This is a genomic window from Streptomyces gossypii (assembly GCF_025165795.1).
In the GTDB taxonomy this organism is placed as follows: Bacteria; Actinomycetota; Actinomycetes; order Streptomycetales; family Streptomycetaceae; genus Streptomyces; species Streptomyces gossypii.
Window position 1 is genome coordinate 262,818 of record NZ_JAJAGO010000009.1, and the last position, 23,039, is coordinate 285,856.

Consider the following 23,039-nt stretch of genomic DNA (forward strand, 5'->3'; position numbering starts at 1 on the left):
CGATTCCTGTAGGGGGTGCCATAAGGCTCGGGGGGTGTACGTGTGTGCGATTCATCGCTACGGTCCCTCCACCCGACCCGCCCCTGGGGGGACCATGGCATCCCTGATCGCGCGCGCCCGTCTGCGGAGGCGCGGAAGCCGTGCCGCACGGCCGAGCAGCTGCGCCACCCGCGCCTACGAGGAGATCTCCGCCGAGCTGCCCGAGGAGGATCTCCGGGAGGACCTCTCCGAATCGCTGGACCTCTACGTGATGGGCAGCAAGCCGCGCTGCGAGGAGGTCGAGTATCTGGACCTCGTACACGACGCGATGGACCAGATCGGCCACGAGGACTGACCTCCACCGCCCGGCGCACCTGCACCCGGCACTGCGGGGGAGGTCGTAAGCTGCGCATATGTGCGGAATCATCGGTTATGCGGGTGGACAGCCCGCCCTCGATGTGGTCCTGGCCGGGCTCCGGCGGCTGGAGTACCGGGGCTACGACTCGGCCGGAGTCGCTGTGCTCGCCGACGGCGGGCTGGCCGCCGCGAAGAAGGCGGGCAAGCTCGCCAACCTGGAGAAGGAACTGGCCGACCGCCCGCTGCCGACCGGGCCGACCGCCATCGGACACACCCGCTGGGCCACCCACGGCGCCCCGACCGACGCGAACGCCCACCCGCACCTGGACAACGCCGGACGCGTCGCCGTCGTACACAACGGGATCATCGAGAACTTCGCGGCCCTGCGCGCCGAACTCGCGGAGCGCGGGCACGAGCTGACCTCGCAGACGGACACCGAGGTCGTCGCGCATCTGCTCGCCGAGTCCTTCTCCGCCTGCGGGGACCTCGGGGAGGCGATGCGGCAGGTGTGCCGTCTGATGGCGGGAGCGTTCACCCTGGTCGCCGTCTCGGTGGATGACCCGGAGGTGGTGGTCGGCGCCCGCCGCAACTCGCCGCTGGTGGTCGGGCTCGGGGACGGGGAGAACTTCCTGGCGTCCGACGTGGCGGCCTTCATCGAGCACACCCGGGACGCGCTGGAGCTGGGGCAGGACCAGGTGGTGGAGCTGCGCCGGGACGCCGTCACGGTCACCGACTTCGACGGCGTGGCCGCCGAGGTGCGCGCCTACCACGTCGACTGGGACGTCTCCGCCGCCGAGAAGAGCGGCTACGACTACTTCATGCTCAAGGAGATCGCCGAGCAGCCGAAGGCCGTTGCCGACACGCTCCTCGGCCGGATCGGCGCCGACGGTGCGCTGACTCTGGACGAGGTACGGCTCCCCGCCGCCGAACTGCGGGAGATCGACAAGGTGGTGATGGTCGCATGCGGCACGGCCTATCACGCCGGTCTGATCGCCAAGTACGCGATCGAGCACTGGACGCGGACCCCCTGCGAGACGGAGCTGGCCAGCGAGTTCCGCTACCGCGACCCGATTCTGGACTCGCGGACGCTGGTGATCGCCGTCAGCCAGTCCGGCGAGACGATGGACACACTGATGGCGCTGCGCCACGCGCGGGAGCAGGGCGCGAAGGTCCTGGCCATCTGCAACACCAACGGCTCGACGATCCCGCGCGAGTCGGATGCCGTGCTCTACACCCACGCGGGGCCGGAGGTGGCCGTCGCCTCCACGAAGGCGTTCCTCACCCAGTTGGTCGCCTGCTATCTGGTGGCCCTCTATCTGGGCCAGGTGCGGGGCACCAAGTGGGGCGACGAGGTGATCGCCGCAATCCGCGAGCTGTCCGCGATCAGCACCCAGGTGGAGGAGGTGCTGACCACCATGGAGCCGGTACGGGAACTGGCCCGGAGCCTGGCGGACAAGGAGACGGTGCTCTTCCTGGGACGGCACGTGGGTTACCCCGTCGCGCTGGAGGGGGCGCTCAAGCTCAAGGAACTGGCGTACATGCACGCCGAGGGCTTCGCGGCGGGGGAGCTGAAGCACGGGCCGATCGCGCTGATCGAGGAGGACGTGCCGGTGGTCGTGGTGGTGCCGTCACCGCGCGGGCGGTCGGTGCTGCACGACAAGATCGTCTCCAACATCCAGGAGATCCGCGCCCGCGGCGCACGTACGATCGTGATCGCGGAGCGCGGCGACACGGCCGTGCTGCCGTACGCGGATCATCTGATCGAGGTCCCCCGGACACCGGTGCTGCTGCAACCGCTGGTGGCGACCGTCCCGTTGCAGGTCTTCGCCTGCGAACTGGCGACAGCTCGCGGGAACGAGGTCGACCAGCCGCGGAACCTCGCCAAGTCGGTAACGGTGGAGTGAGAAGCTGTTGTCCTGCCCCGGTTGAGGCTCGGCCCCGACCGGGGCAGGACAACAGCTTCGGAGCAGCCCCCGGTGCGTGCGGGACTGGTTGTGATGTGAGACAGGGAGCCCGGTGATCGTAGGGGTGGGGATCGACGTCGCGGAGATCGACCGTTTCGCGGCGGCGATGGAACGGACGCCGCAGCTGGCCGAACGGCTGTTCCTGGACGGCGAGTTGCTTCTGCCGAGCGGCGAGCGCCGGGGCATGGCCTCACTGGCCGCGCGTTTCGCGGCGAAGGAAGCCCTGGCGAAGGCGCTGGGCGCGCCCAGCGGGCTGCGCTGGACGGACGCGGAGGTACTGACGGCCGACTCCGGCCAGCCGTCGCTGGTCGTACGGGGCACGGTCGCGGCGCGCGCCGCCGCGCTCGGCGTGCTGCACTGGCACGTTTCCCTGAGCCACGACGCGGGGGTCGCGTCCGCGGTGGTCATCGCTGAGCGTTAGCGGAGCATCGGGCGGGGGCTGAGCGTTAGCGGAGCATCTGACGGGGGCGGAGCGTGAGGCCGCCTCGTTCGTCACACTGGTCTCATGAGGACCGCATACAGCGTGGAGACCGTACGGGCCGCCGAGCGTGCCCTGATGGCGCGACTTCCGGAGGGGGAGCTGATGCGGCGCGCCGCCGCCGGGCTGGCCGCCGCCTGCACCGGGCTGTTGGGAGGCACCTACGGCGCCCGGGTGGCGCTGCTGGTCGGCAGCGGCGACAACGGCGGCGACGCCCTGTACGCCGGGGCGCGGCTCGCCCGCCGGGGCGCCGGGGTGACGGCCGTGCTGCTCGCGCCGGAGCGGGCGCACGCGGGGGGGCTGAGCGCGCTGCGCGCCGCAGGCGGCCGGGCCGTGGGCACGGGGGAAGCCCGGCCGGTGCTGGCGCGGGCCGCGCTGGTGGTGGACGGGATCGTCGGCATCGGCGGCAAGGGCGGACTGCGCGCGGAGGCCGCGGAGCTGATGCGCCTCGTCGCCGAGTCGGGGGCGGCCGTCGTCGCCGTCGACCTGCCCAGCGGTGTGGACGCCGACACCGGTGAGCTGCACGGCACCGCCGTCCGGGCGGACGCGACGGTGACCTTCGGCGCGTACAAGCCGGGCCTGCTGATCGATCCGGCGCGGGAGCACGCGGGCGCGCTCCGTCTCGTCGACATCGGGCTCGGCCCCCATCTGCCGCCCGCGCCCGAGGTGGAGGCGCTCCAGCACGCCGACGTGGCAGCGCTGCTGCCCCGGCCCGCTCCGGAAAGCGACAAGTACCGGCGCGGCGTCGTCGGAGTGGTCGCCGGGTCCGCGCGCTATCCGGGTGCCGCCGTGCTGGCCGTCGCGGGCGCGCTGCGCGGCGGTGCCGGGGCGGTGCGGTATGTCGGGCCCGCCGCCGAGGCGGTGGTGGGGCACTTCCCGGAGACCCTGGTCTCCACCGCTTCGCCCTCCAAGGCGGGCCGGGTCCAGTCCTGGGTCGTCGGGCCGGGCCTGGGCGACGGGCCGGGGCCGCAGTCCACCGTCGACGAGGTGCTGGACGCCGACGTGCCGGTGCTGGTGGACGCCGACGGGCTGCGGCTGCTCGACCACGACGCGGTACGCGCCCGTACGGCACCGACCGTGCTCACCCCGCACGCGGGCGAGGCGGCGGCGCTCTACGGCGAGTCCCGCCCGGAGGTCGAGGCGCGGCGGCTGGATTCCGTGCGGACGCTGGCCGGGCACCTGGGTGCGACGGTGCTGCTGAAGGGCTCCAGCACGCTTGTCGCCTCGCCGCGGGACGGCGATCCGGTGCGGGTCAATCCGACCGGCACCTCCTGGCTGGCCACGGCGGGCAGCGGCGACGTGCTGGCCGGGCTGATCGGCGCGCTGCTGGCGGCGGGCCTGCCCGCCCGGGAGGCGGCCTCCGTGGGCGCCTATCTGCACGGCCTGGCGGCCCGTCTCGCGGGCCCGCCGCTCACCGCCTCCGACGTGGCCTCGCAGCTCCCCCGCGCCTGGCGGGAGGTGGAGCGGGTGTGAGGGGCAGGGGGCGATCTTGTTCGGTCGACGCTTCGACCGCGTCCACGCCCTGATCATGGGTTCTCCGTCGACCGATGAAGATCGCTGTTGGGCTCGGCGAGGGAAAACGGCGCGGCGGCGGGGTGGTTCCCCCACCGGTCGAGGGGCAGTGCGGGCCTGCCTGTGCATGGCTGAGGCGTGCGCAGAACTCATGGTGAGAAAAGACTCGGTGCGGCGGTGCTCGCCGCGGTGACGGTGGTGCCGTTCTTCGTGCTGGGAGGCGCGGCACGGGCCGGAGCGGCCTCCCAGGAGGGGCGGCAGCGGGCGGCGAAGCCCGCCTGCACCCGCTGGACCGGTCCCTACCAGCGGAAGGTCGAGGGCTATCTGAAGCTGAAGGTGGACGGCAGGCAGTCCCGGTCCGACTGCCTGGCGATCCAGAAGTACCAGACGAACGTCGGCATCCATCCGAACAACGGCTTCGCCGGTCCCACCACCTGGAAGGTCATGACGCTGCGCTGGGCGCGCAAGCATCCCTACCGGCTGAGCGGGTGCCCGGCGGCGAGCGGCCGCGTGATCTGCATGGACCTCAACCGGCAGCTGCTGTGGGTGCGGAAGGGCGAGCGGATCATCTTCAAGCCGGTGCCGATCCGCACGGGGAAGCCCGGCTACGAGACCCGCACCGGCTGGAACCGGATCTACCGCCGGGTGCGGCACGAACACTCGCGGCTCTACGACGCGCCGATGCCGTTCAGCCAGTACTTCAACGGCGGCCAGGCCCTGCACGGGGTGTACGACGACGTGTACACCACCAGTGGCTCCCACGGCTGCGTCAATCTCGAATACCAGGACGCCAAGCGCGTGTGGCAGCTCACCCGCAAGGGTGACCGTGTCTACAGCTGGGGCCGCAAGCGGTATCCGTGATCCCCGGTTGAGAGACTGGACGGGTGAACGACCTGAACGGCCTCAACGATTCGCCCCGTGCGCCGCAGCTTCCCGGCCCCGGCCCCATCCCGGCCCATGCGCTGCGCGCACGCGCCGAGGTCGATCTCGGCGCGGTGCGGGCGAACGTACGGGAGCTGCGCTCGCGCGCACCCCGGTCGGAGCTGATGGCCGTGATGAAGTCCGACGGCTACGGGCACGGCATGCTGCCCTGCGCCCGTGCCGCCCGCCAGGCGGGCGCGTCCTGGCTGGGCACCGCCACTCCCGAGGAGGCGCTGGCGCTGCGCGCGGGGGGCGACCGCGGGCGGCTGCTGTGCTGGCTGTGGACGCCCGGCGGCCCCTGGCGCGAGGCGGTCGAGGCGGACGTGGACGTCTCGGCGAGCGGGCTCTGGGCGATCGAGGAGATCGTCGAGGCGGCGCGCGCGGCCGGCCGTAGCGCCCGCGTGCACCTCAAGGCGGACACCGGCCTGGGCCGGAACGGCTGCCAGCCCGCCGACTGGCCCGCTCTGGTCGCAGCGGCCCGTGCCGCAGAGGCCGAGGGCGCGCTGCGGGTCACCGGCATCTGGTCGCACTTCGCCTGCGCCGACGAGCCGGGCCATCCGGCCAACGCGGCACAGCTCGAAGCCTTCGACGAGGCACTGGCCACCGCCGCCCGCGCCGGACTCGACCCGGAGGTGCGTCACCTGGCGAACTCTCCCGCCACACTCACCCTTCCCGCCTCGCACTTCGACCTGGTCCGGCCGGGCGTCTCGGTCTACGGGCTCTCGCCGTCCCCGGAGGTCGGCATCGCGGCGGAGCTCGGGCTGCGCCCGGCGATGACCTTCAGCGCCTCGCTCGCCCAGGTGAAGCGGGTGCCGTCCGGGCATGGGGTCAGCTACGGCCACACCTATGTCACCCCGGCCGGTACCACCCTCGCCCTGGTCCCGGCGGGCTACGCCGACGGCGTGCCCCGGCACGCCTCCGACACCGGCCCGGTGCTGGTCGCGGGAAAGTGGCGGACGATCGCGGGGCGGGTGGCGATGGATCAGTTCGTTGTCGATCTGGGCGGGGACTCGGCGGCAGTCGGGGACCGCGCGGTGCTGTTCGGGCCCGGTGACCTGGGCGAGCCGACGGCCGAGGACTGGGCACGGGCGGTGGGCACCATCTCCTACGAGATCGTCACCCGCATCGGTGCCCGGGTGCCCCGGGTGTACACGGGCGCGCTCACGGGAACCGATGGGCTCACGAGCGCGGAACGACCGCCAGCGGCGGGAGGGGGCTCGGACTCGGACGCGGGAGGCGGAACCGGATGAGCGACGGGGGCGAGGGAGCGGGCAGCGGATGGCTGCGGCGCGCGGGCGTCACGGGCGCGGCGATAGGCGTGGTCGCGGCGGGCGTCGCGGTCGAGCGCCTGACCGTGCACCGTACGGTGCGCCGCCGGGCGCGGGCCGCGCTGGACGCGTCGGCTCCGTACGGCTCGCTGCGCGGTACGCCGGGCACGGCGACGGCGGAGGACGGCACGGCGCTGTACTTCGAGGCGGACGAGGCGGACGAGCCGGACGGGGAGGCTGGTGAGGCCGGTCCGGGCCGGACTGCTGCGGCGCCCACCGTCGTCTTCTCGCACGGCTACTGCCTCCATCAGGACTCCTGGCACTTCCAGCGCGCCGCCCTGCGCGGTCTGGTGCGCACCGTCTACTGGGACCAGCGCAGCCACGGGCGCTCGGGCCGTGCCGGGGTCGGCGAGCCGGTCGGCATCGATCTGCTCGGCCGGGATCTGAAGGCGGTTCTGGACGCGGCGGTGCCGGAGGGGCCCGTCGTACTCGTCGGTCATTCCATGGGCGGCATGACGATGATGGCGCTGGCCGACCAGTACCCCGGTTTTGTGGCCGAACGAGTAGTCGGTGCCGCCTTCGTGGGGACGTCCTCGGGCGGTCTCGGCGAGGTGACGTACGGGCTTCCCGCCGCCGGTGCGCGCGCCGCGCGCCGGGTGGTGCCCGGACTGCTCAGGGCGATGGCGGGCCGCAGCGAGCTTGTCGAACGGGGGCGCCGGGCCACCTCGGACCTCTTCGCCGGGCTGATCAGGCGGTATTCGTTCGGCAGCCCTCGGGACGTCGACCCCGGTGTCGCGCGTTTCGCGGAGCGGATGATCGAGTCGGTGCCGGTCGATGTCGTCGCGGAGTTCTACCCGGCCTTCGCCGAGCACGAGAAGGCGGTGGCGCTGGCCGCGTTCGCCGGAGTCCCCGCGCTGGTGCTGGCGGGCGAACGCGACCAGCTGACCCCGCCCGCGCACAGCGAGGCGATCGCCGCGCTGCTGCCCGGTGCGGAGCTGGTCGTGGCCGAGGACGCCGGGCATCTGGTCATGCTGGAGCGGCCCGGACTGGTGGACGAATGCCTGGCGGCTTTGCTGGCGCGTACCATCCGGTCGCATGGAAGCAGTACACCCGAGCCACCACTCGAAGCCCGCTGAGCCGACTGAGCCGACTGAGCCGACTGACGCGGCTGAGCCGACCGTGCGAGCCGCGCACCGCGTCACCCTGGAGACCCCGGACCGCATGCGGGAGCTGGGCGCGCGGCTCGCGAAGCTGCTCCGTCCGGGTGATCTCGTGCTGCTGGCCGGCGAGCTGGGCGCGGGCAAGACGACGCTGGCGCGCGGGCTCGGCGAAGGGCTGGGCGTGCGCGGTGCCGTCACCTCGCCCACCTTCGTGATCGCACGGGTGCACCCCTCACTGACCGGCGGCCCCGCCCTCGTCCATGTGGACGCCTACCGGCTGGGCGGCGGTCTTGAGGAGATGGACGATCTGGACCTCGACGTGTCGCTGCCCGAGTCCGTGGTGGTCGTCGAGTGGGGCGAGGGCAAGGTCGAGGAGCTGTCGGAGGACCGGCTGCACGTACGGATCGACCGCTCCGTCGGTGCGGGAGCCGACCCCGCTGCGCATTCGTACGAGGTGGACGACGTGCGTGAGGTGACCGTGACCGGCGTCGGCGAGCGCTGGGCGGGGGAGGACCTGACCGGGCTCGGGTGATTCCGACAACGTGTCGGCAAGCAGTTGCGCGCATCACGCGTCCCGTGGTCACATGGAGACACCGAGAGCTGGTTAGGTCTGCCTAACTTACAGGAGTGCCCATGTCGGCAGAGGAGCACGAAAATCCGCCGGCGCGGCAGCGGCGGCCACCGCCGATGAGCGAACTGCTCGCGTCCTGCGCGGCGGCCCAAGCGGTGTCCACGCCCCCCGCGCGTCCCGACCCGCCCGCACGCCCGGAGGCCGAGTCGGCGCCGGAAGCGGCGCCGGGCCCGGCACCGCACGAGCAGGTGCGGGAAGCACACGCGCGGGAAAACACGCGGGAACAGACGGAGGAGCACAGAGGCCGCCGCGCGGCTTAGGGTCTGCGGGATCCGCAGTCAGGGGACTACGACGATCTTCGTGTTGATCGGGGCGAACAGCCACATCGCCTGCCCGTCGTCCCGCTTCTCCCGGATGCCGCCCGTCTTCTCCGCCGGGTCGAGTTCGGGCTTGGAACCGTCCACAGCGGCGCTGAAGCCGATGGACGTGCCGTCCTGGATGGCGAACCGCACGACGTTCTCCACCGCCTTGCCGTCCGAGCCCGTGACGTGTGCGGCGCGAGAGGTGACCTGGTAGCGGCCCGGCTCGGGGCTGACCGTGCTCGGCCACACCTCGTACGTCCGCTTGACCTTGCCGCTCTTGGCGACCAGCCAGACGCGCTTCTTCTCCAGCCCGTAGACCACCCGCTCACCCTTGCCCGAGCGGGCCGGGAGCGCCTCCTCCCGCTTCTTGCGGTCGGCGCTGTCCTTCGAGGGCGACGCGCTGGACTTCCTCTCGTTGGCCGGCCGGACGTCCTTCGCGGCGGCCTGGAAGGCGAGAAAGGCGACAACGGCGAATGCCGCGACGGTGAGCCCGGCCACGACCTTTCCCGCGCTGTTGCCGCCGCTGCCGCGTGTCATCCTGCCGCCACCTCTCCGTCTCTCCCGTACGAGTGCCGTCTCTCGCCTACGAGCGCCCCGGCGCTGACGTTAGCAGCCGGAACGCGCCGTACGGGGGTGGACCGGCGGAGTCCCGAGCCGGGCCGGTGGCGGGCGCCCGGCGGCCTGCGGCGCGCCGGTGTCGGGTCCCGGTGGCGGCCCGGCCGTGCCCCGGCGGCGGCCCGTCAGTCCCACCCGGTGGTCGGGCGCGGCCGCCCGCCGGTCGTAGGCTGGGGACCGTGCTGCTGCTCGCTCTTGACACCGCGACCCCCACCGTCGCCGTCGCTCTGCACGACGGCGACCGGGTGCTCGCCCAATCCCACCAGACCGACGCGCGCCGCCACGGCGAACTGCTGCTCCCGGCCGTCGACAAGGTGCTGCGCATGGCGGACCGTGCGCTGCCCGAGGTCACCGGCATCGTCGTCGGGGTCGGCCCCGGCCCGTACACGGGGCTGCGCGTCGGGCTGGCCACGGCGGCGGCGTTCAGCGCCGCGCTCGGCACCCCGGTGCACGGCTTGTGCACGCTGGACGGCCTCGCGTACGCCTCCGGCCTCGACATCCCCTTCGTGGTGGCCACGGACGCGCGCCGCAAGGAGGTCTACTGGGCGCGGTACGCCGATGCGCGCACGCGGATCGGCGAACCCGCCGTGGACCGTCCGGCCGAGCTGGCGGAGGCGGTGGCGGGTCTGCCCGCCGTGGGCGCGGGCGCGCTGCTCTACCCCGACACGTTCACCGGTGCGCGGGCCGGACTGCCCGCACACCAGTCGGCCGCCGCGCTGGCCGAACTGGCCGTCGAACGGCTCGCCGCGGGCGCCGAGTTCCTGCCGCCCCTGCCGCTCTATCTGCGCAGGCCGGACGCCCAGGTCCCCGCCAACTACAAGGTGGTCACTCCCAGGGGTGCGCCATGAGCACAGCGGGCACGGTGAACGCCAGCGCCAACGTCAACACCAGCGCCGTCGCACTGCGCGAGATGCGCTGGTGGGACATCGACCCCGTGCTCACCCTCGAACAGCGGCTGTTTCCCGAGGACGCCTGGTCGGAGGGCATGTTCTGGTCCGAGCTGGCACGCGCGCGCGGCCCGCACGCCACCCGCCGCTACCTGGTCGCCGCCACCGGGGACGGAGAACTCGTCGGCTACGGCGGGCTCGTCGCGGTCGACCGGACCGGCGACATCCAGACGATAGGCGTGCTCCCCTCCCACCGGGGGACGGGCCTCGCCGCCCGGCTGCTGACCGCGCTGCTCGCCGCCGCCACGCAGGATTTCGACTGCCACGAGGTGCTGCTGGAGGTGCGCGTCGACAACACTCCGGCACGGCGGCTGTACGAGCGGTTCGGCTTCGTGCCGATCGGCGTGCGCCGCGGCTACTACCAGCCGGGCAACATCGACGCGTTGGTGATGCGCAACGACCGGCCCGGATCGAGCGCCACAGGAGGCGAAGGGAAGCCATGAAAGACGAGCCGCTGGTCCTCGGCATCGAGACCTCCTGCGACGAGACCGGCGTCGGTGTGGTCCGGGGTCACACCCTGCTCGCCGACGCGGTCGCCTCCAGCGTCGACGAGCATGCCCGCTTCGGCGGCGTCGTGCCGGAGATCGCCAGCCGCGCCCATCTGGAGGCGATGATCCCCACCGTCGAGCGCGCGCTGCGCGAGGCGGGCGTCAGCCCGCGCGACCTCGACGGGATCGCTGTCACCGCGGGCCCCGGCCTGGCCGGAGCGCTGCTCGTCGGCGTCTCGGCCGCCAAGGCGTACGCCTACGCACTGGGCAAGCCCCTCTACGGCGTGAACCACCTCGCCTCGCACATCTGCGTCGACCAGCTCGAACACGGCGCACTCCCGGAGCCGACGATGGCCCTGCTGGTGAGCGGCGGCCACTCCTCGCTGCTGCTCGCCCCGGACATCACCACCGACGTCCGTCCGCTGGGCTCCACCATCGACGACGCTGCGGGCGAGGCGTTCGACAAGGTGGCCCGCGTGCTCCAGCTGGGCTTCCCCGGCGGGCCGGTGATCGACCGCTACGCCCGCGAGGGCGACCCGCGTGCCATCGCCTTCCCGCGCGGGCTGACCGGCCCCCGGGACGCGCCGTACGACTTCTCCTTCTCGGGTCTCAAGACGGCGGTCGCCCGCTGGATCGAGGCGAGACGCGCGGCGGGGGAGGAGGTGCCGGTCGCCGATGTCGCGGCGTCCTTCCAGGAGGCGGTCACCGACGTGCTCACCCGCAAGGCGGTCCGTGCCTGTGCGGAACAGGGGGTGGACCACCTCATGATCGGCGGCGGGGTGGCGGCGAACACCCGGCTCCGGGCGATGGCCGAGGAGCGCTGCCGCCGCGCCGGGATCATCCTGCGGGTGCCACGGCCCAAGCTCTGCACGGACAACGGTGCGATGGTCGCCGCGCTCGGAGCGGAGATGGTGGCGCGGGGCCGGGCGGCCTCGGACTGGGAGCTACCCGCGGACTCGTCGCTCCCGGTCACCGAGCCCCACGTCCCGGGCACCGGGCACGGTGACGGTGACGGTCACAGCCACGGTCACCGTCACAGCGACGGCAACCAGGGTCCGCATGCCCACGACCACGTGCACGAACTGAGCAGAAGGAACCTGTACGAGTCATGACTGTCGCACTGATGTGGGAAGCCAAGGCCGCCGAGGGACTCGGCCCGGAACTGCTGTCCTGGTGCCGGGAGCACGCTCTCACCCCGCCGCCGATCCGCCGGGAGACCTACTCAGCGCCCGGAGACCGGGTGCTGGTGATCACCTGGTGGCGTGCGGCGTACGAAGCGGACCTGCCGGAACTCGCCGACCCGCCCGCCGAGCTGACGTCCCGCCCCGTCCACCGCTGGCGCTTCGAACAGGTCCAGCCGAAGGACACCCACTAGGCCCTGTCCGGCGCAGGGCAGCGTGTCGGCCCGGGTGGCGGGGGAACCCGCGGGGAGAATGCCGGAGCCTGCGGAGGCGAGGAGAGCGCCCATGAACAACAACGCCACGGACCCGCGTACCGTCACCGTCTGGTCCGACATCGGGTGCCCCTGGGCGAGCCTCGCCCTGCACACCCTGCGCGCAGCCGCCGGTGAGCGCGGCGCGGACATCCGGATCGACCACCGGGCGTTTCCGCTGGAGCTCTTCAACGACCAGCCGACCCCCAGGTTCATCGTGGAACCCGAAGTGATCGTGATCGGGGCGCGCCGTCCGGAGCTGGGCTGGCGCGTCTGGTCCGGCCGCGAGTCGGACTACCCGTCGAGCACCCTGACGGCGCTGGAGGCCGTCCAAGCGGCCAAGGCGCCCACCGTCGGTGGCCTGCGCGGCAGCGACGAACTGGACGCGGCACTGCGGCGCGCCTTCTACGCCGAGAGCCGGTGCATCAGCATCATCCCGGTGATCCTCGAAATCGCCCGGGAATGCGCCCACGTGGACGCCGAGGAGCTGGCCAAGGCGCTGGAGCGGGGGGCCGGGCGGCCCGAGGTGTACGCGCAGTGGCGGGTGGCCCAGGGGCCGGAGATCCAGGGGAGCCCCCATCTCTTCGCGTCGGGCGGCTACACCCGGCACAATCCGGGCGCGTCCTTCGAATGGACCAGGGACCCGAACAGGGGCGGGCTGCCGAGACTGGACGGCTACGACGACGGCTGGACGCGCGAGCTGCTCGACCTGCTCACCGGCTGACGCTTCCGGCACTCCCGGCACTCCCGGCCGCAGGGTGGCCCAGCAGCATGCTGGGGGCGCCGTCGACGCGTGTCAGGAAGACGGTCGCGGAGCGCGGACCGCGCGGCTTGATCCGCCTGCGCAGCTCCTCCGGCTCGACTGCGGAGCCGCGCTTCTTCACGGTCAGGGTGCCCACCTCACGCTCGCGCAGCAGCGCCCGCAGCCGCTTGAGGTGGAAGGGCAGCACATCGGTGATCTCGTATGCGGTGGCGTACGGCGTGGGCAGCAGCGCGTCGCCGGTCACATAGGCGATCGTCGGGTCGATCAGCCGCCCGCCGACCGCCGCCGCCACCTCGGCGACCAGATGGGCGCGGATCACGGCGCCGTCCGGCTCGTACAGATAGCGCCCGACCGGCCCGGCCGGAGGGTCCGGCAGACCGGTGTCGGCCAGCGAGGCGCCGCCCGGCAGCAGCGTGGCCCGTATGCGCGGCCCGTCGGGTGCGCCGTCGGCGCCGCCGTCCGGGGTGCCGTCGCCGTCCACCTGCCCGCCGCCGAACCAGAGGACCGCCTCCTTCACGTCTCCGGCGTGTGAGATCCACTCCGCCTCGGCGTCCTCGGGGACGGCCTCGTGCGGGATGCCGGGAGCCACCTTGAGCGCGGCCCGCGGTGCCGTACGTGCCGTCGCGACGGCCCAGCTCAGCGGCGGCGCGTACGCCTCCGGATCGAAGATCCGCCCGCGCCCGCCCCGCCGCGCCGGGTCGATGAAGACGGCGTCGAATCCGTGCGTGTCGATGTCGGTGACGTCTGCGCAGCGCACCTCGATCAGCGCGCCGAGACCCAGAGCGGTCGCGTTGGCCTGGGCGACGGCGCAGGTCAGCGGGTCGCTGTCGACCGCGAGTACGGAGATGCCCGCGCGCGCCAGCGCGATCGCGTCGCCGCCGATGCCGCAGCACAGATCGGCGAGCCCGCGTACGCCGTGCGCCGCGAAGCGCTCGGCGCGGTGGGCGGCGACAGCGGTGCGTGTCGACTGCTCCAGGCCGTTCGGCGTGAAGTACATCCGGGCCGCGTCCTCGGCGCCGAACTTCGCCACGGCGCGCTGTCGCAGTCGCGCCTGGCCGAGCGCGGCGGTCACCAGCGCGGCGGGCCGGTCCCGGCGGAGCCGGGTCGCGACGGCCAGTTCCTGCGCGGGGTCGTACTCCCGCAGTTCGGCCAGCAGCCGGCCGCCCTCGTCGGTGAGCAGCGACCGGAAGGCGCTGAGGGCGTCGGCGGCGGGTGCGTCTGTCCGGTCTGGCGGGGTTGGTGCGTCGGGTACGGCCACACGGGCCATTCTCCCCGGCGCGCCGGGATGCCGTGCACGGGTGCCGTCGGCCGCGGTGACACGATCCGGCATTATGCGCAAAATACTACAAACAGGAAATCGGACTTTGCGGGCCTCGCGGCGAGCGCTGGCCGCTTCGGGCATCGCGCTGCTCGCCACGGTCTGCGCGGCGGTGGAGGTGCGGGCGGTCCCCGGCGGCGTACGGGCGGCGGACGAGGCGCGGCCCGCCGAAGAAGCGCCGCCGGGGCCCGGTGCGGGCACCCGTGCGGGCACCCGTGCGAGCACTGCCGACGCAGGCGCCCCGGGCGGCGGTCCGCCCCCCTTCCGTCCCGCCGCGCCCGCCCCCGGCCTCGGGCTCGCCGCCCAGCTCGCCGACGCCCGGTTCACCGCCAACGCTCTCGGCGCGCACGCGGAGCGCATCCAGCAGCGCCTCCTCGCGTACCGCCGCTGGGGGCTGAAGCGGCCGCTGCCCGCGCGTCCCGCGCCGCCCGTGCTGAAGCCGAGGGTGCGCGACGCCCAGCTCGTCTCGCGGGTGCCGACCGACGACAAGGTCATCTTCCTGACGGTCGACGACGGCGCCGAGAAGGACCCCGAGTTCCTCGAACTCGTCCGCGAACTCGACCTTCCGGTGACGTCCTTCCTGACCGACCAGGAGGCCCGACGGGGCGCCGGCTACGACTACTTCCGCACGCTGGGCGGCATGGGCGGCACCGTCCAGAACCACACGCTCCACCACCCCTACCTGCCCGCGCTCTCCTACCAGGAGCAGCGCCGCGAGATCTGCGGCCAGCAGGCCAGCCTCAAGGAGCAGTTCGGCGGCCCGGAGCCCCGCCTCTTCCGGCCGCCGTACGGGGCGTACGACGGGAACACGCTGCGCGCGGCGCGGGACTGCGGACTCGACGCGGTCGTGCTGTGGGGAATGGAGGCATGGGCGCAGCGGATCGACTTCCAGGAACCCGGCCGTCGCCTTTACCCCGGCGCGGTCATCCTCACCCACTACCGGGGCGTGGAGGAGTGGAACGGTTCGATGGCCGACATGACCCGCCGCCTGCTCCGCCTCGCGTCCGAACAGGGCTACACGCTGGCCCGCCTGGAGGACTACCTCTGATCGGCAGAAGCGGCACCGAGCCTCCGGAGGCGGCGCGCCTGGCACTCTGGTTGACGGAGTGCTAACCGAGGCATAATCTCAGACCTGGCACTCGCTAGCATGGAGTGCCAGCACGTGAGCGAGTCGTCGGGTGCGCCTCAAAAGCGCCCCGCAGGCGAGTGAGCGTGTAGCGAAGGACAGACCCGGCACCCGCGACGACGGTTCTGGCCGACGCCACCCAGACATGAGTTACCCCGCTGAGATCTCCGAAGGGGGAGGTCGGATCGTGACGACCGCCACCAGCTCCAAGGTTGCCATCAAGCCGCTTGAGGACCGCATTGTGGTCCAGCCGCTCGACGCTGAGCAGACCACGGCCTCGGGCCTGGTCATTCCGGACACTGCGAAGGAGAAGCCCCAGGAGGGGACTGTCCTCGCCGTTGGTCCGGGCCGCTTCGAGGAAGGCAACCGACTGCCGCTCGACGTCTCCGTCGGCGACATCGTGCTCTACAGCAAGTACGGCGGCACCGAGGTGAAGTACAACGGCGAGGAGTACCTCGTCCTCTCGGCGCGCGACGTTCTCGCGATCATCGAGAAGTAAGTAACCAAAGCCAGTCACCTGAAGCCGAAGACTGCTTTGATCTGCGCCCTGGTACCCGCGAGCCGGGGCCGGGGCGCAGTTCGTTCGAGAGGACCCGGAAGCTCCCATGGCGAAGATCCTGAAGTTTGACGAGGACGCCCGTCGCGCCCTCGAGCGCGGCGTCAACCAGCTCGCCGACACCGTGAAGGTGACGATCGGCCCCAAGGGCCGCAACGTCGTCATCGACAAGAAGTTCGGCGCCCCGACCATCACCAACGACGGCGTCACCATCGCCCGTGAGGTAGAGGTCGACGACCCGTACGAGAACCTGGGCGCCCAGCTGGTGAAGGAGGTGGCGACCAAGACCAACGACATCGCGGGTGACGGCACCACCACCGCCACCGTTCTGGCCCAGGCGCTGGTCCGGGAGGGCCTGCGCAACGTCGCCGCCGGTGCCTCTCCGGCCGCCCTGAAGAAGGGCATCGACGCTGCGGTCAAGGCGGTCTCCGACGACCTTCTCGCCTCCGCCAGCCCGATCGACTCCAAGGAGGACATCGCGGCCGTGGCCGGGCTGTCCGCCCAGGACAACCAGGTCGGCGAGCTCATCGCCGAGGCCATGGACAAGGTCGGCAAGGACGGTGTCATCACCGTCGAGGAGTCGCAGACCTTCGGCCTGGAGCTCGACTTCACCGAGGGCATGGCCTTCGACAAGGGCTACCTGTCCCCGTACATGGTGTCCGACCAGGAGCGTATGGAGGCCGTCCTCGACGACCCGTACATCCTGATCCACCAGGGCAAGATCGGCTCGATCCAGGACCTGCTGCCGCTGCTTGAGAAGATCATGCAGTCCGGTGGCTCGCGCCCGCTGCTGATCGTGGCCGAGGACGTCGAGGGTGAGGCACTCTCCACCCTGGTCGTCAACAAGATCCGCGGCACGTTCAACGCCGTCGCCGTCAAGGCGCCGGGCTTCGGCGACCGCCGCAAGGCGATGCTGGGCGACATGGCCACGCTCACGGGCGCGACCGTCATCGCCGAGGAGGTCGGCCTCAAGCTCGACCAGTCCGGCCTGGACGTGCTGGGCAGCGCCCGCCGCGTCACCGTCACCAAGGACGACACCACGATCGTCGACGGCGCCGGTGACAAGTCCGAGGTCGAGGGGCGCGTCGGCCAGATCAAGGCCGAGATCGAGTCCACGGACTCCGACTGGGACCGCGAGAAGCTCCAGGAGCGGCTGGCGAAGCTCGCGGGCGGCGTCTGCGTGATCCGTGTCGGTGCCGCGACCGAGGTCGAGCTCAAGGAGAAGAAGCACCGTCTCGAGGACGCCATCTCGGCGACCCGCGCGGCGGTCGAGGAGGGCATCGTCTCCGGCGGTGGCTCCGCGCTCGTCCACGCCGCGAAGGTGCTGGAGGGCTCGCTCGGCAAGCTGGACGACGAGGCCACCGGTGTCGCCGTCGTGCGCCGCGCCGCCGTCGAGCCGCTGCGCTGGATCGCGGAGAACGCGGGCGTCGAGGGCTACGTCATCACCTCGAAGGTCGCCGACCTGGAGAAGGGCTTCGGCTTCAACGCGGCCACCGGCGAGTACGGCGACATGGTCAAGGCCGGCGTCATCGACCCGGTCAAGGTCACCCGTTCCGCGCTGGAGAACGCCGCCTCCATCGCCTCCCTGCTGCTCACGACCGAGACGCTGGTCGTCGAGAAGCCTGCCGAGGAAGAGGAAGCCGCGGGCGGCCACGGCCACTCGCACTGACGCGCTTCCGCGTTGAGGCGCCCCGGCCCCGCGGCCGGAGCGCCGTACGCGCCGGGCGAGCTGGTTTCCCAGCCCGCCCGGCGCGTTCGCGTGTTCAGCAGCTGTTACTCAAGGGGCTGTTGTCGAGGAGCTGTTGCTCAACGGCCAGCGGCAGGGGCGTTGACCCGCCCGTACCTGGGTCCGCTGTTGGCGGTGGAGCGGGACAGCATGCCGCGGGGTGTCAGCTTCGCCAGGGCCATCATCACCTTGTAGCGCGGGTCCGGGATGGACAGGGACCGGCCGCGTGCCAGGTCGGCGAGGGCGGCGTCGACCACCCGCCCCGCGTCGAGCCACATCCAGTCCGGCACCGGGCTGGTGTCCATGCCCGCCCGATCGTGGAACTCCGTCCGCACGAACCCCGGGCACAGTGCCATCAGCCGTACCCCGCTGCTCTTCAGGTCGCCCGCCACGCCCTGGGTGAACTGCACGACCCACGACTTCGAGGCGCCGTACGTCCCGCGCGGCACGAACGCCGCCACCGACGCGACGTTGATGATCCCGCCGCGCCCACGCTCCCGCATCGCCTCGGCCGCCGCCGAGGTCGACCGCAGCACCGCCTCGCAGTGCACCCGGAGCATGGTCAGTTCGTCCGCGAGCGGAATGTCCAGATAGCCGCCCTTGTTGGCGAAGCCCGCGTTGTTCACCAGCAGGTCGACCGGGTGACGGCGGTCCCCGGCCCGCTCCTCCAGCGCGGCGATGCCCGCATCGGTCCCGAGGTCGGCGGCCAGCACCGATGCCTCGACGCCGTGCCGGTCGTGCAGTTCCGCCGCCTGGGTACGCAGCCGCTCGGAGTCCCGTGCGACCAGCACCACATGATGTCCGTCCCGTGCGAGCCGCCGTGCGAAAGCGGCACCGAGCCCCGACGTCGCTCCCGTGATCAATGCTGTCGTCATGCGGGAAACGCTATCCGCACCACCGGCTCCTCGCCCGCCCCTTCACCGCCTCTGCCTACGCACTTCGCCCGACCGCCGTCTACGAGCCGCCGCCATCCGGCCCAGCCGCGCAGGCGTTCGCCCCGCCCGTTCGCCCATCCGCTTACGCAGTCCGCCGCCGCACCCGGTCCAGTACCTCCTGCTCCAGCGCGTCCTCGGCCGCCAGCAGCCGGGGCAGCAGCTCCGGCTCGCTGGTCAGCGCCCGGAACCAGAAGGAGACCGACACCTCGTGATCCGGCCGGTGCACCACCTCGACCGGGTCGCTCGCACGGATCTCCCCGGGCTCGACCACCCGCAGGTACGCGCCGGGCGCGGCCTGCCGGGTGAAGCGTTTGATCCAGCCACGCTCGCCGAGCCAGCCCGCGAAGGTGCGGCAGGGAATGCGCCCGCTGCGGACCTCCAGCACCAGATCCGGGCCGATCCGCCAGCGTTCGCCGATCCGGGCGTCGTTCACCCGCACACCGCTCGTGGTGAGGTTCTCGCCGAATACGCCGTTCGGCAGTTCCCGGCCCAGCTCACGGGCCCAGTCGTCCAGGTCCTCGCGCGCGAACGCGTACACCGCCTGCTCGTCACCCCCGTGGTGGCGCAGATCGCCGATGGCGTCCCCGGCCAGCCCGCTGCCGCCCGATCCCTTGGGGCCGGGGGCGCGCACGGTGACGGGTCCGCCGGTCGGGCGTTTGTCGATTCCGGTGAGGTTTCCCCTGGCGTCGCTGTGCTCTGAAACGTGGGGGATGCCGAGGTTCACTGACAACAGGTGCATGTCCGCACGCTAACCAGGCCGTGGGCAAAGCCGCCAACGAATAATCCGGTTGACCTCCAAGTTTTCCTTATGCTTCGCCTATGCTCGAAGGATGATCGAAGCTCGTCATCTCCGGGTGCTGCGCGCGGTGGCCGGGACCGGATCCTTCTCCGCCGCCGCCCGCGAGCTGGGCTGCACCCAGCCCGCCGTCAGCCAGCAGATGAAGGCTCTGGAGCAGTCCGCCGGTACTCCGCTGCTGGTCAGGGCAGGTCGTGAGACGCGGCTGACCGAGGCGGGCGAGGCGCTGCTGCGGCACGCCACCGGGATTCTGGCCGGGCTCACCGCGGCGGAGGAGGAGGTCGCGGCGCTGGCCGGGCTGCGGGCGGGCCGGGTGCGGCTGGTCTCCTTCCCCAGCGGCAGTTCCACGCTCGTGCCCTCGGCCGTGGCCGCGATGCGCGCCGATCACCCGGGCACCCGGATCTCGCTCGTGGAGGCGGAGCCGCCCCGGTCGGTCGAGATGGTGCGGGAGGGCGATGCGGAGATCGCCCTCGCCTTCCGCTACGGCCCCTCGCCGGAGTGGGACGACCTGGCGGTACGTCCGCTGCTGAACGACCGGCTGGTCGGCCTGGTGCCCAGGACGCACCGCTTCGCCGGGCGGGAGGAGGTCGGGCTCGCCACGCTGGCGGAGGAACCATGGATCGCGGGCTGCCCGCGCTGCCGCCGCCATCTTGTCGAGGTGTGCGAGGAGGCCGGATTCACTCCGCGGATCGACTTCGCGACGGACGACTATCCGGCGGTGGTGGGCCTGGTCGGTGCGGGTCTGGGGGTGGCGGTGCTTCCCGAGCTCGCCGTCGCCTCGGTCCGTACGGAGGGGGTCGGGACGGTGCGGGTCACCCCGCTGATGCCGCGTGAGGTGGTGGCTCTGGCGCTGCCCGATCTGGCGCGGGCACCGGCGGTCGCGGCGATGCTGGACCGGCTGGCGCTGGCCGCGAACGCCACCGGGCGGACCTGACGGGTCGCTCTGATGCGGCCTGGCGGCCTGAAAAGACCTGCCGGCGGAACGTCGGAGATTGCGCCGATCGAGTGAAAGGCTCGGGTGAACAACCCGGGTGGACCGTGCAGCCGGCGATTCCGGTGAACGGGTGCGGAAAAACGTTCCGTCACCTGCTCGGGCCGCTCGACGCGGTGAGGAGGCGGCTGCGCGCCCGCCCCATCAGCTCTTCGCGTTCATCCTCGGTGAGACCACCCCATACGCCGTACGGCTCCCGCACCGTCAGGGCGTGCGCGGCGCATTCGGAGCGGACCGGGCAGCGCATGCACACCTCTTTGGCGGAGGTTTCGCGTGCGCTGCGGGCGGCTCCGCGCTCTCCTTCGGGGTGGAAGAACAGTGAGCTGTCGACGCCCCGGCAGGCAGCGAGCAGCTGCCAGTCCCACAGATCGGCGTTCGGGCCCGGGAGGCGGGAGAAGTCTGCCATTGCGTGTCCTCTCGGATATGTGCGCGGAAGCGGACTGGAGGCGCGGAGTCGCTCATCTGTAAATATGACTCTTTGCCAAATCTAGCTATTACCCGAACGAAGCGAAAGAAACCATGAGCAAACAGGGCATTTAGGGATGATCTGCGCGGCTGTGCGATATCGGAGTTCTGTATCCGTACACTCACCTAGAGTGTGCAAAGTGGCCACTGAAGCCCGTAACTCTTTTGGGTGACCGTCGTTGAGAGTGCGGAGGCGATTGATGGACGAGGTTCGGGCGCCGAGTGCCCAGACCGTTGACTGTCAATCGCACAGGTGACGATTCGTAACAGCCTGGAGGCTCAAGGTGATGCGCATCAGCTGCGGGGGGCGGTCATGACGTCCGTCCTCGTATGCGACGACTCCCCGCTTGCCCGAGAGGCGCTCCGCCGCGCGGTCGCGACCGTGCCCGGTGTGGAGCGTGTGACGACGGCGGCCAACGGCGAGGAAGTGCTCCGCCGCTGGGGTGCTGATCGCTCCGATCTGATTCTCATGGATGTCCGGATGCCCGGACTGGGAGGCGTGGAGACCGTACGGCGGCTGCTCTCCGCCGATCCCGGTGCGCGCATCATCATGCTGACCGTGGCCGAGGACTTGGACGGTGTGGCGCTGGCCGTCGCCGCCGGAGCCCGCGGGTACCTGCACAAGGACGCCTCGCGCGCCGAACTGCGGGCCACGGTCACCCAGGCCCTGGCCGACCCGACGTGGCGGCTGGCGCCGCGTCGGCTGCGGTCCGCCGAGATGGGGGCGGCCCCGACCCTCACCGCACGTGAGATCCAGGTACTCGAGGGGATGAGTCACGGCAGATCGAACGCCGAGATCGGGCGGGAGCTGTTCCTGTCCGAGGACACGGTGAAGACTCACGCCAGGCGGCTCTTCAAGAAGCTGGGCGCCTCGGACCGAGCGCACGCCGTTGCGCTCGGCTTCCGCTGGGGCCTCGTCCGCTAGGGCCCCTCCGGCGGGTCAGGGTGATCCGCCGCCTTGCGGGACGTGCTGTGCCCGAGGAGCTGAGCCGCCTCCCCGCCGGGAGGCGGCGTCTGGCTCCGTCCGCCGTCGGCGTTCCCCGCTGACGGCTTTCTCATTTCGCCCGTCGTCAGTGTTCTTTCCCACGCCTCCGCGCCGCCCCGGCCCGTCGTGGCAGCTTCGGCGAAGGCCGGGGTTTGCGCCGCCGCCACGCGGTGACCAGGGGTTCGGCCCCGGGCCCGGCGGGCTGCTGCCGCCGTTCACGTACGCGGCGGGACGGGGCGCGGAGAGGCGTATCCGCCGCGGCCGTCACCGGCGGGGGCAGTGCACCCGAGACGCGTCTTCGTCGGAATGCCGTGCGATGCCGCATGCTTGAGGAGTGCGACTCTTCCCCGGCTGCCGCCGGGGTCTCTCACCCAGCCGCGACGGGGCCCTCATGACGGACGAGCCCTGCCCGGTGCCTTCAGGCAGCGGGCCGAAGCGACCAGATCGCCGGTCGGCGCGGTGCGGATCCACCCGGAAGGGGGCGGGCTAGCGGCATGGCTACGGGAGCACTCCGTGATAACGCTTCAGCGCACAAAGGGGGCCGCGATGCGGCGGATCGCGCGGCGTCGGTGCACCATGGACCGATGCGCGATGACGAGCACCCGGCGGTCGGCGCCCTCGTGCAGCGTGCGGTCGAGGGGGACGAGCGGGCGACTCACGACCTGCTCGCGCGTGTCCACCCGCTGGCCCGGCGCTACTGCCGTACGCGGCTGACCAGGCTCCCCGGCGACGCTCGGCATTTCGTCGACGACCTGGCCCAGGAGGTCTGCCTGGCCGTTCTGTACGCGTTGCCCCGCTACCGCGACACCGGCAAGCCCTTCGAGGCGTTCGTGGTGGCGATCGCTCAGCACAAGATCGCGGATCTCCAGCGGGCCGCCATGCGCGGCCCCGGAAGCACCGCCGTCCCCTCCGACGAGATGCCGGAGCAGCCGGACAGCTCGCTCGGGCCGGAGGAGCGGGCACTGCTCAGCAGCGACGCCGAGTGGGCCAAGCAACTCCTCGCCAATCTGCCCGCGCATCAGCGCGAGCTGGTGCTGCTGCGGGTGGCGATCGGCCTCTCCGCCGAGGAGACCGGCCGGATGCTCGGCATGTCACCGGGCGCCGTACGGGTGGCGCAGCACCGGGCGCTCAGCAGGCTCCGCACCCTGGCCGGGCAGTAGTCCCGCCAGTAATCCCGTCAGTAATCCCCTCAGTGGTCCCGTCAGCAAGTCCCTCAGCAACCCAGCTGAACACGGCAGGGAACACGGCTCGAACCCCGTTCCGACTCGGCAGCGGAACAGCGCTCAGGGGCCGTGCCCGGCGGGTGCCGGGAGACAGATAGCAT

Annotated in this window: 24 protein-coding genes; 19 read left to right on the forward strand and 5 right to left on the reverse strand. The window is 72.1% G+C overall.

The annotated features are described in order from the left end of the window. The first annotated feature begins 94 nt into the window (after positions 1-94). The 8 genes from LHJ74_RS20740 (at position 95) to tsaE (ending at position 8,171) form a co-directional block, all read left to right on the forward strand. Positions 95-334, forward strand: coding sequence for a hypothetical protein (locus tag LHJ74_RS20740; protein ID WP_260219600.1), 240 nt, complete (start codon positions 95-97; stop codon positions 332-334). A 58-nt stretch (positions 335-392) separates the two neighbouring features. Further along, positions 393-2,240: a glutamine--fructose-6-phosphate transaminase (isomerizing) gene (gene glmS, locus LHJ74_RS20745; RefSeq protein WP_260219601.1), complete on the forward strand. Its 1,848-nt coding sequence runs from the start codon at positions 393-395 to the stop codon at positions 2,238-2,240. A 112-nt stretch (positions 2,241-2,352) separates the two neighbouring features. Next, the gene (locus LHJ74_RS20750; protein ID WP_260219602.1) at positions 2,353-2,721 is read left to right on the forward strand and encodes a holo-ACP synthase; all 369 of its coding nucleotides are present in this window, start codon (positions 2,353-2,355) and stop codon (positions 2,719-2,721) included. Positions 2,722-2,805: 84 nt separating this feature from the next. Continuing rightward, complete coding sequence (locus LHJ74_RS20755) at positions 2,806-4,251, forward strand: NAD(P)H-hydrate dehydratase (protein ID WP_260219603.1); 1,446 nt, start codon at positions 2,806-2,808, stop codon at positions 4,249-4,251. A 177-nt stretch (positions 4,252-4,428) separates the two neighbouring features. Beyond that, positions 4,429-5,151: a L,D-transpeptidase gene (locus LHJ74_RS20760; RefSeq protein WP_260219604.1), complete on the forward strand. Its 723-nt coding sequence runs from the start codon at positions 4,429-4,431 to the stop codon at positions 5,149-5,151. Between the two features lie 86 nt (positions 5,152-5,237). Further along, a complete protein-coding gene (gene alr / locus LHJ74_RS20765) occupies positions 5,238-6,461 on the forward strand; it encodes an alanine racemase (protein WP_260219679.1) in 1,224 nt (407 codons plus the stop codon). Continuing rightward, positions 6,458-7,615, forward strand: a complete 1,158-nt coding sequence (locus LHJ74_RS20770; protein WP_260219605.1) for an alpha/beta fold hydrolase — start codon at positions 6,458-6,460, stop codon at positions 7,613-7,615. Before alr ends, LHJ74_RS20770 begins: the two co-directional genes overlap by 4 nt. Then, complete coding sequence (tsaE, locus tag LHJ74_RS20775; protein WP_260219606.1) at positions 7,575-8,171, forward strand: tRNA (adenosine(37)-N6)-threonylcarbamoyltransferase complex ATPase subunit type 1 TsaE; 597 nt, start codon at positions 7,575-7,577, stop codon at positions 8,169-8,171. Before LHJ74_RS20770 ends, tsaE begins: the two co-directional genes overlap by 41 nt. Before the next feature lie 377 nt (positions 8,172-8,548). Here tsaE and LHJ74_RS20780 read toward each other — a convergent pair whose 3' ends face one another. Continuing rightward, on the reverse strand, positions 8,549-9,109 hold the full coding sequence (locus tag LHJ74_RS20780; RefSeq protein WP_260219607.1) for a hypothetical protein: 561 nt from the start codon (positions 9,107-9,109) through the stop codon (positions 8,549-8,551). A gap of 257 nt (positions 9,110-9,366) precedes the next feature. Between LHJ74_RS20780 and tsaB the strand changes: the two genes are divergently transcribed. The 5 genes from tsaB (at position 9,367) to LHJ74_RS20805 (ending at position 12,778) form a co-directional block, all read left to right on the forward strand. Further along, positions 9,367-10,035, forward strand: coding sequence for a tRNA (adenosine(37)-N6)-threonylcarbamoyltransferase complex dimerization subunit type 1 TsaB (gene tsaB, locus LHJ74_RS20785; RefSeq protein WP_260219608.1), 669 nt, complete (start codon positions 9,367-9,369; stop codon positions 10,033-10,035). Then, the gene (gene rimI / locus LHJ74_RS20790; RefSeq protein ID WP_260219609.1) at positions 10,032-10,577 is read left to right on the forward strand and encodes a ribosomal protein S18-alanine N-acetyltransferase; all 546 of its coding nucleotides are present in this window, start codon (positions 10,032-10,034) and stop codon (positions 10,575-10,577) included. Before tsaB ends, rimI begins: the two co-directional genes overlap by 4 nt. Continuing rightward, positions 10,574-11,734, forward strand: a complete 1,161-nt coding sequence (tsaD, locus tag LHJ74_RS20795) for a tRNA (adenosine(37)-N6)-threonylcarbamoyltransferase complex transferase subunit TsaD (protein WP_260219610.1) — start codon at positions 10,574-10,576, stop codon at positions 11,732-11,734. The genes rimI and tsaD overlap by 4 nt, the downstream gene beginning before the upstream one ends. Continuing rightward, complete coding sequence (locus LHJ74_RS20800) at positions 11,731-11,997, forward strand: hypothetical protein (protein ID WP_260219611.1); 267 nt, start codon at positions 11,731-11,733, stop codon at positions 11,995-11,997. Before tsaD ends, LHJ74_RS20800 begins: the two co-directional genes overlap by 4 nt. A gap of 91 nt (positions 11,998-12,088) precedes the next feature. Continuing rightward, on the forward strand, positions 12,089-12,778 hold the full coding sequence (locus tag LHJ74_RS20805) for a DsbA family oxidoreductase (RefSeq protein ID WP_260219612.1): 690 nt from the start codon (positions 12,089-12,091) through the stop codon (positions 12,776-12,778). Here the strand turns inward: LHJ74_RS20805 and LHJ74_RS20810 are convergent. Further along, a complete protein-coding gene (locus tag LHJ74_RS20810) occupies positions 12,768-14,147 on the reverse strand; it encodes a THUMP-like domain-containing protein (protein WP_260219613.1) in 1,380 nt (459 codons plus the stop codon). The two genes, LHJ74_RS20805 and LHJ74_RS20810, sit on opposite strands and share 11 nt — an antisense overlap. A gap of 34 nt (positions 14,148-14,181) precedes the next feature. Between LHJ74_RS20810 and LHJ74_RS20815 the strand changes: the two genes are divergently transcribed. The 3 genes from LHJ74_RS20815 (at position 14,182) to groL (ending at position 17,486) form a co-directional block, all read left to right on the forward strand. After that, the gene (locus LHJ74_RS20815) at positions 14,182-15,183 is read left to right on the forward strand and encodes a polysaccharide deacetylase family protein (RefSeq protein ID WP_260219614.1); all 1,002 of its coding nucleotides are present in this window, start codon (positions 14,182-14,184) and stop codon (positions 15,181-15,183) included. A 223-nt stretch (positions 15,184-15,406) separates the two neighbouring features. After that, positions 15,407-15,760 (forward strand): co-chaperone GroES, encoded by a 354-nt coding sequence (groES, locus tag LHJ74_RS20820; RefSeq protein WP_260219615.1) that lies wholly within the window; start codon positions 15,407-15,409, stop codon positions 15,758-15,760. Between the two features lie 106 nt (positions 15,761-15,866). Further along, positions 15,867-17,486 (forward strand): chaperonin GroEL, encoded by a 1,620-nt coding sequence (gene groL, locus LHJ74_RS20825; RefSeq protein ID WP_260219616.1) that lies wholly within the window; start codon positions 15,867-15,869, stop codon positions 17,484-17,486. A 137-nt stretch (positions 17,487-17,623) separates the two neighbouring features. Here the strand turns inward: groL and LHJ74_RS20830 are convergent, their stop codons facing one another. Beyond that, on the reverse strand, positions 17,624-18,418 hold the full coding sequence (locus LHJ74_RS20830) for an SDR family NAD(P)-dependent oxidoreductase (RefSeq protein WP_260219617.1): 795 nt from the start codon (positions 18,416-18,418) through the stop codon (positions 17,624-17,626). Positions 18,419-18,560: 142 nt separating this feature from the next. Then, positions 18,561-19,217 (reverse strand): MOSC domain-containing protein, encoded by a 657-nt coding sequence (locus tag LHJ74_RS20835; RefSeq protein WP_260219618.1) that lies wholly within the window; start codon positions 19,215-19,217, stop codon positions 18,561-18,563. A 91-nt stretch (positions 19,218-19,308) separates the two neighbouring features. On the opposite strand from LHJ74_RS20835, the gene LHJ74_RS20840 reads away from it, so the two are divergent. Next, positions 19,309-20,208, forward strand: coding sequence for a LysR family transcriptional regulator (locus LHJ74_RS20840; RefSeq protein ID WP_260219619.1), 900 nt, complete (start codon positions 19,309-19,311; stop codon positions 20,206-20,208). A gap of 148 nt (positions 20,209-20,356) precedes the next feature. Here LHJ74_RS20840 and LHJ74_RS20845 read toward each other — a convergent pair whose 3' ends face one another. Next, positions 20,357-20,671: a WhiB family transcriptional regulator gene (locus LHJ74_RS20845; protein ID WP_260219620.1), complete on the reverse strand. Its 315-nt coding sequence runs from the start codon at positions 20,669-20,671 to the stop codon at positions 20,357-20,359. 372 nt (positions 20,672-21,043) lie between these two features. On the opposite strand from LHJ74_RS20845, the gene LHJ74_RS20850 reads away from it, so the two are divergent. Further along, complete coding sequence (locus LHJ74_RS20850) at positions 21,044-21,655, forward strand: response regulator transcription factor (RefSeq protein WP_003948568.1); 612 nt, start codon at positions 21,044-21,046, stop codon at positions 21,653-21,655. Positions 21,656-22,299: 644 nt separating this feature from the next. Further along, positions 22,300-22,875 (forward strand): RNA polymerase sigma factor ShbA, encoded by a 576-nt coding sequence (gene shbA, locus LHJ74_RS20855; protein ID WP_311203332.1) that lies wholly within the window; start codon positions 22,300-22,302, stop codon positions 22,873-22,875. Positions 22,876-23,039: the final 164 nt, after the last annotated feature.

Excerpts from the sequence above, each read along its gene's own strand:
- LHJ74_RS20780 (WP_260219607.1), bottom strand. The coding sequence starts at position 9,109 with ATGACACGCGGCAGCGGCGGCAACAGCGCGGGAAAGGTCGTGGCCGGG.
- tsaD (WP_260219610.1), top strand. The coding sequence starts at position 10,574 with ATGAAAGACGAGCCGCTGGTCCTCGGCATCGAGACCTCCTGCGACGAG.
- LHJ74_RS20740 (WP_260219600.1), top strand. The coding sequence starts at position 95 with ATGGCATCCCTGATCGCGCGCGCCCGTCTGCGGAGGCGCGGAAGCCGT.
- LHJ74_RS20830 (WP_260219617.1), bottom strand. The coding sequence starts at position 18,418 with ATGACGACAGCATTGATCACGGGAGCGACGTCGGGGCTCGGTGCCGCT.
- rimI (WP_260219609.1), top strand. The coding sequence starts at position 10,032 with ATGAGCACAGCGGGCACGGTGAACGCCAGCGCCAACGTCAACACCAGC.
- tsaE (WP_260219606.1), top strand. The coding sequence starts at position 7,575 with ATGGAAGCAGTACACCCGAGCCACCACTCGAAGCCCGCTGAGCCGACT.
- LHJ74_RS20755 (WP_260219603.1), top strand. The coding sequence starts at position 2,806 with ATGAGGACCGCATACAGCGTGGAGACCGTACGGGCCGCCGAGCGTGCC.
- LHJ74_RS20840 (WP_260219619.1), top strand. The coding sequence starts at position 19,309 with ATGATCGAAGCTCGTCATCTCCGGGTGCTGCGCGCGGTGGCCGGGACC.
- LHJ74_RS20810 (WP_260219613.1), bottom strand. The coding sequence starts at position 14,147 with ATGCCGGATCGTGTCACCGCGGCCGACGGCACCCGTGCACGGCATCCC.
- groL (WP_260219616.1), top strand. The coding sequence starts at position 15,867 with ATGGCGAAGATCCTGAAGTTTGACGAGGACGCCCGTCGCGCCCTCGAG.
- shbA (WP_311203332.1), top strand. The coding sequence starts at position 22,300 with ATGCGCGATGACGAGCACCCGGCGGTCGGCGCCCTCGTGCAGCGTGCG.
- LHJ74_RS20770 (WP_260219605.1), top strand. The coding sequence starts at position 6,458 with ATGAGCGACGGGGGCGAGGGAGCGGGCAGCGGATGGCTGCGGCGCGCG.
- LHJ74_RS20805 (WP_260219612.1), top strand. The coding sequence starts at position 12,089 with ATGAACAACAACGCCACGGACCCGCGTACCGTCACCGTCTGGTCCGAC.
- LHJ74_RS20845 (WP_260219620.1), bottom strand. The coding sequence starts at position 20,671 with ATGGCAGACTTCTCCCGCCTCCCGGGCCCGAACGCCGATCTGTGGGAC.
- LHJ74_RS20800 (WP_260219611.1), top strand. The coding sequence starts at position 11,731 with ATGACTGTCGCACTGATGTGGGAAGCCAAGGCCGCCGAGGGACTCGGC.
- LHJ74_RS20850 (WP_003948568.1), top strand. The coding sequence starts at position 21,044 with ATGACGTCCGTCCTCGTATGCGACGACTCCCCGCTTGCCCGAGAGGCG.
- LHJ74_RS20835 (WP_260219618.1), bottom strand. The coding sequence starts at position 19,217 with ATGCACCTGTTGTCAGTGAACCTCGGCATCCCCCACGTTTCAGAGCAC.
- glmS (WP_260219601.1), top strand. The coding sequence starts at position 393 with ATGTGCGGAATCATCGGTTATGCGGGTGGACAGCCCGCCCTCGATGTG.
- groES (WP_260219615.1), top strand. The coding sequence starts at position 15,407 with ATGAGTTACCCCGCTGAGATCTCCGAAGGGGGAGGTCGGATCGTGACG.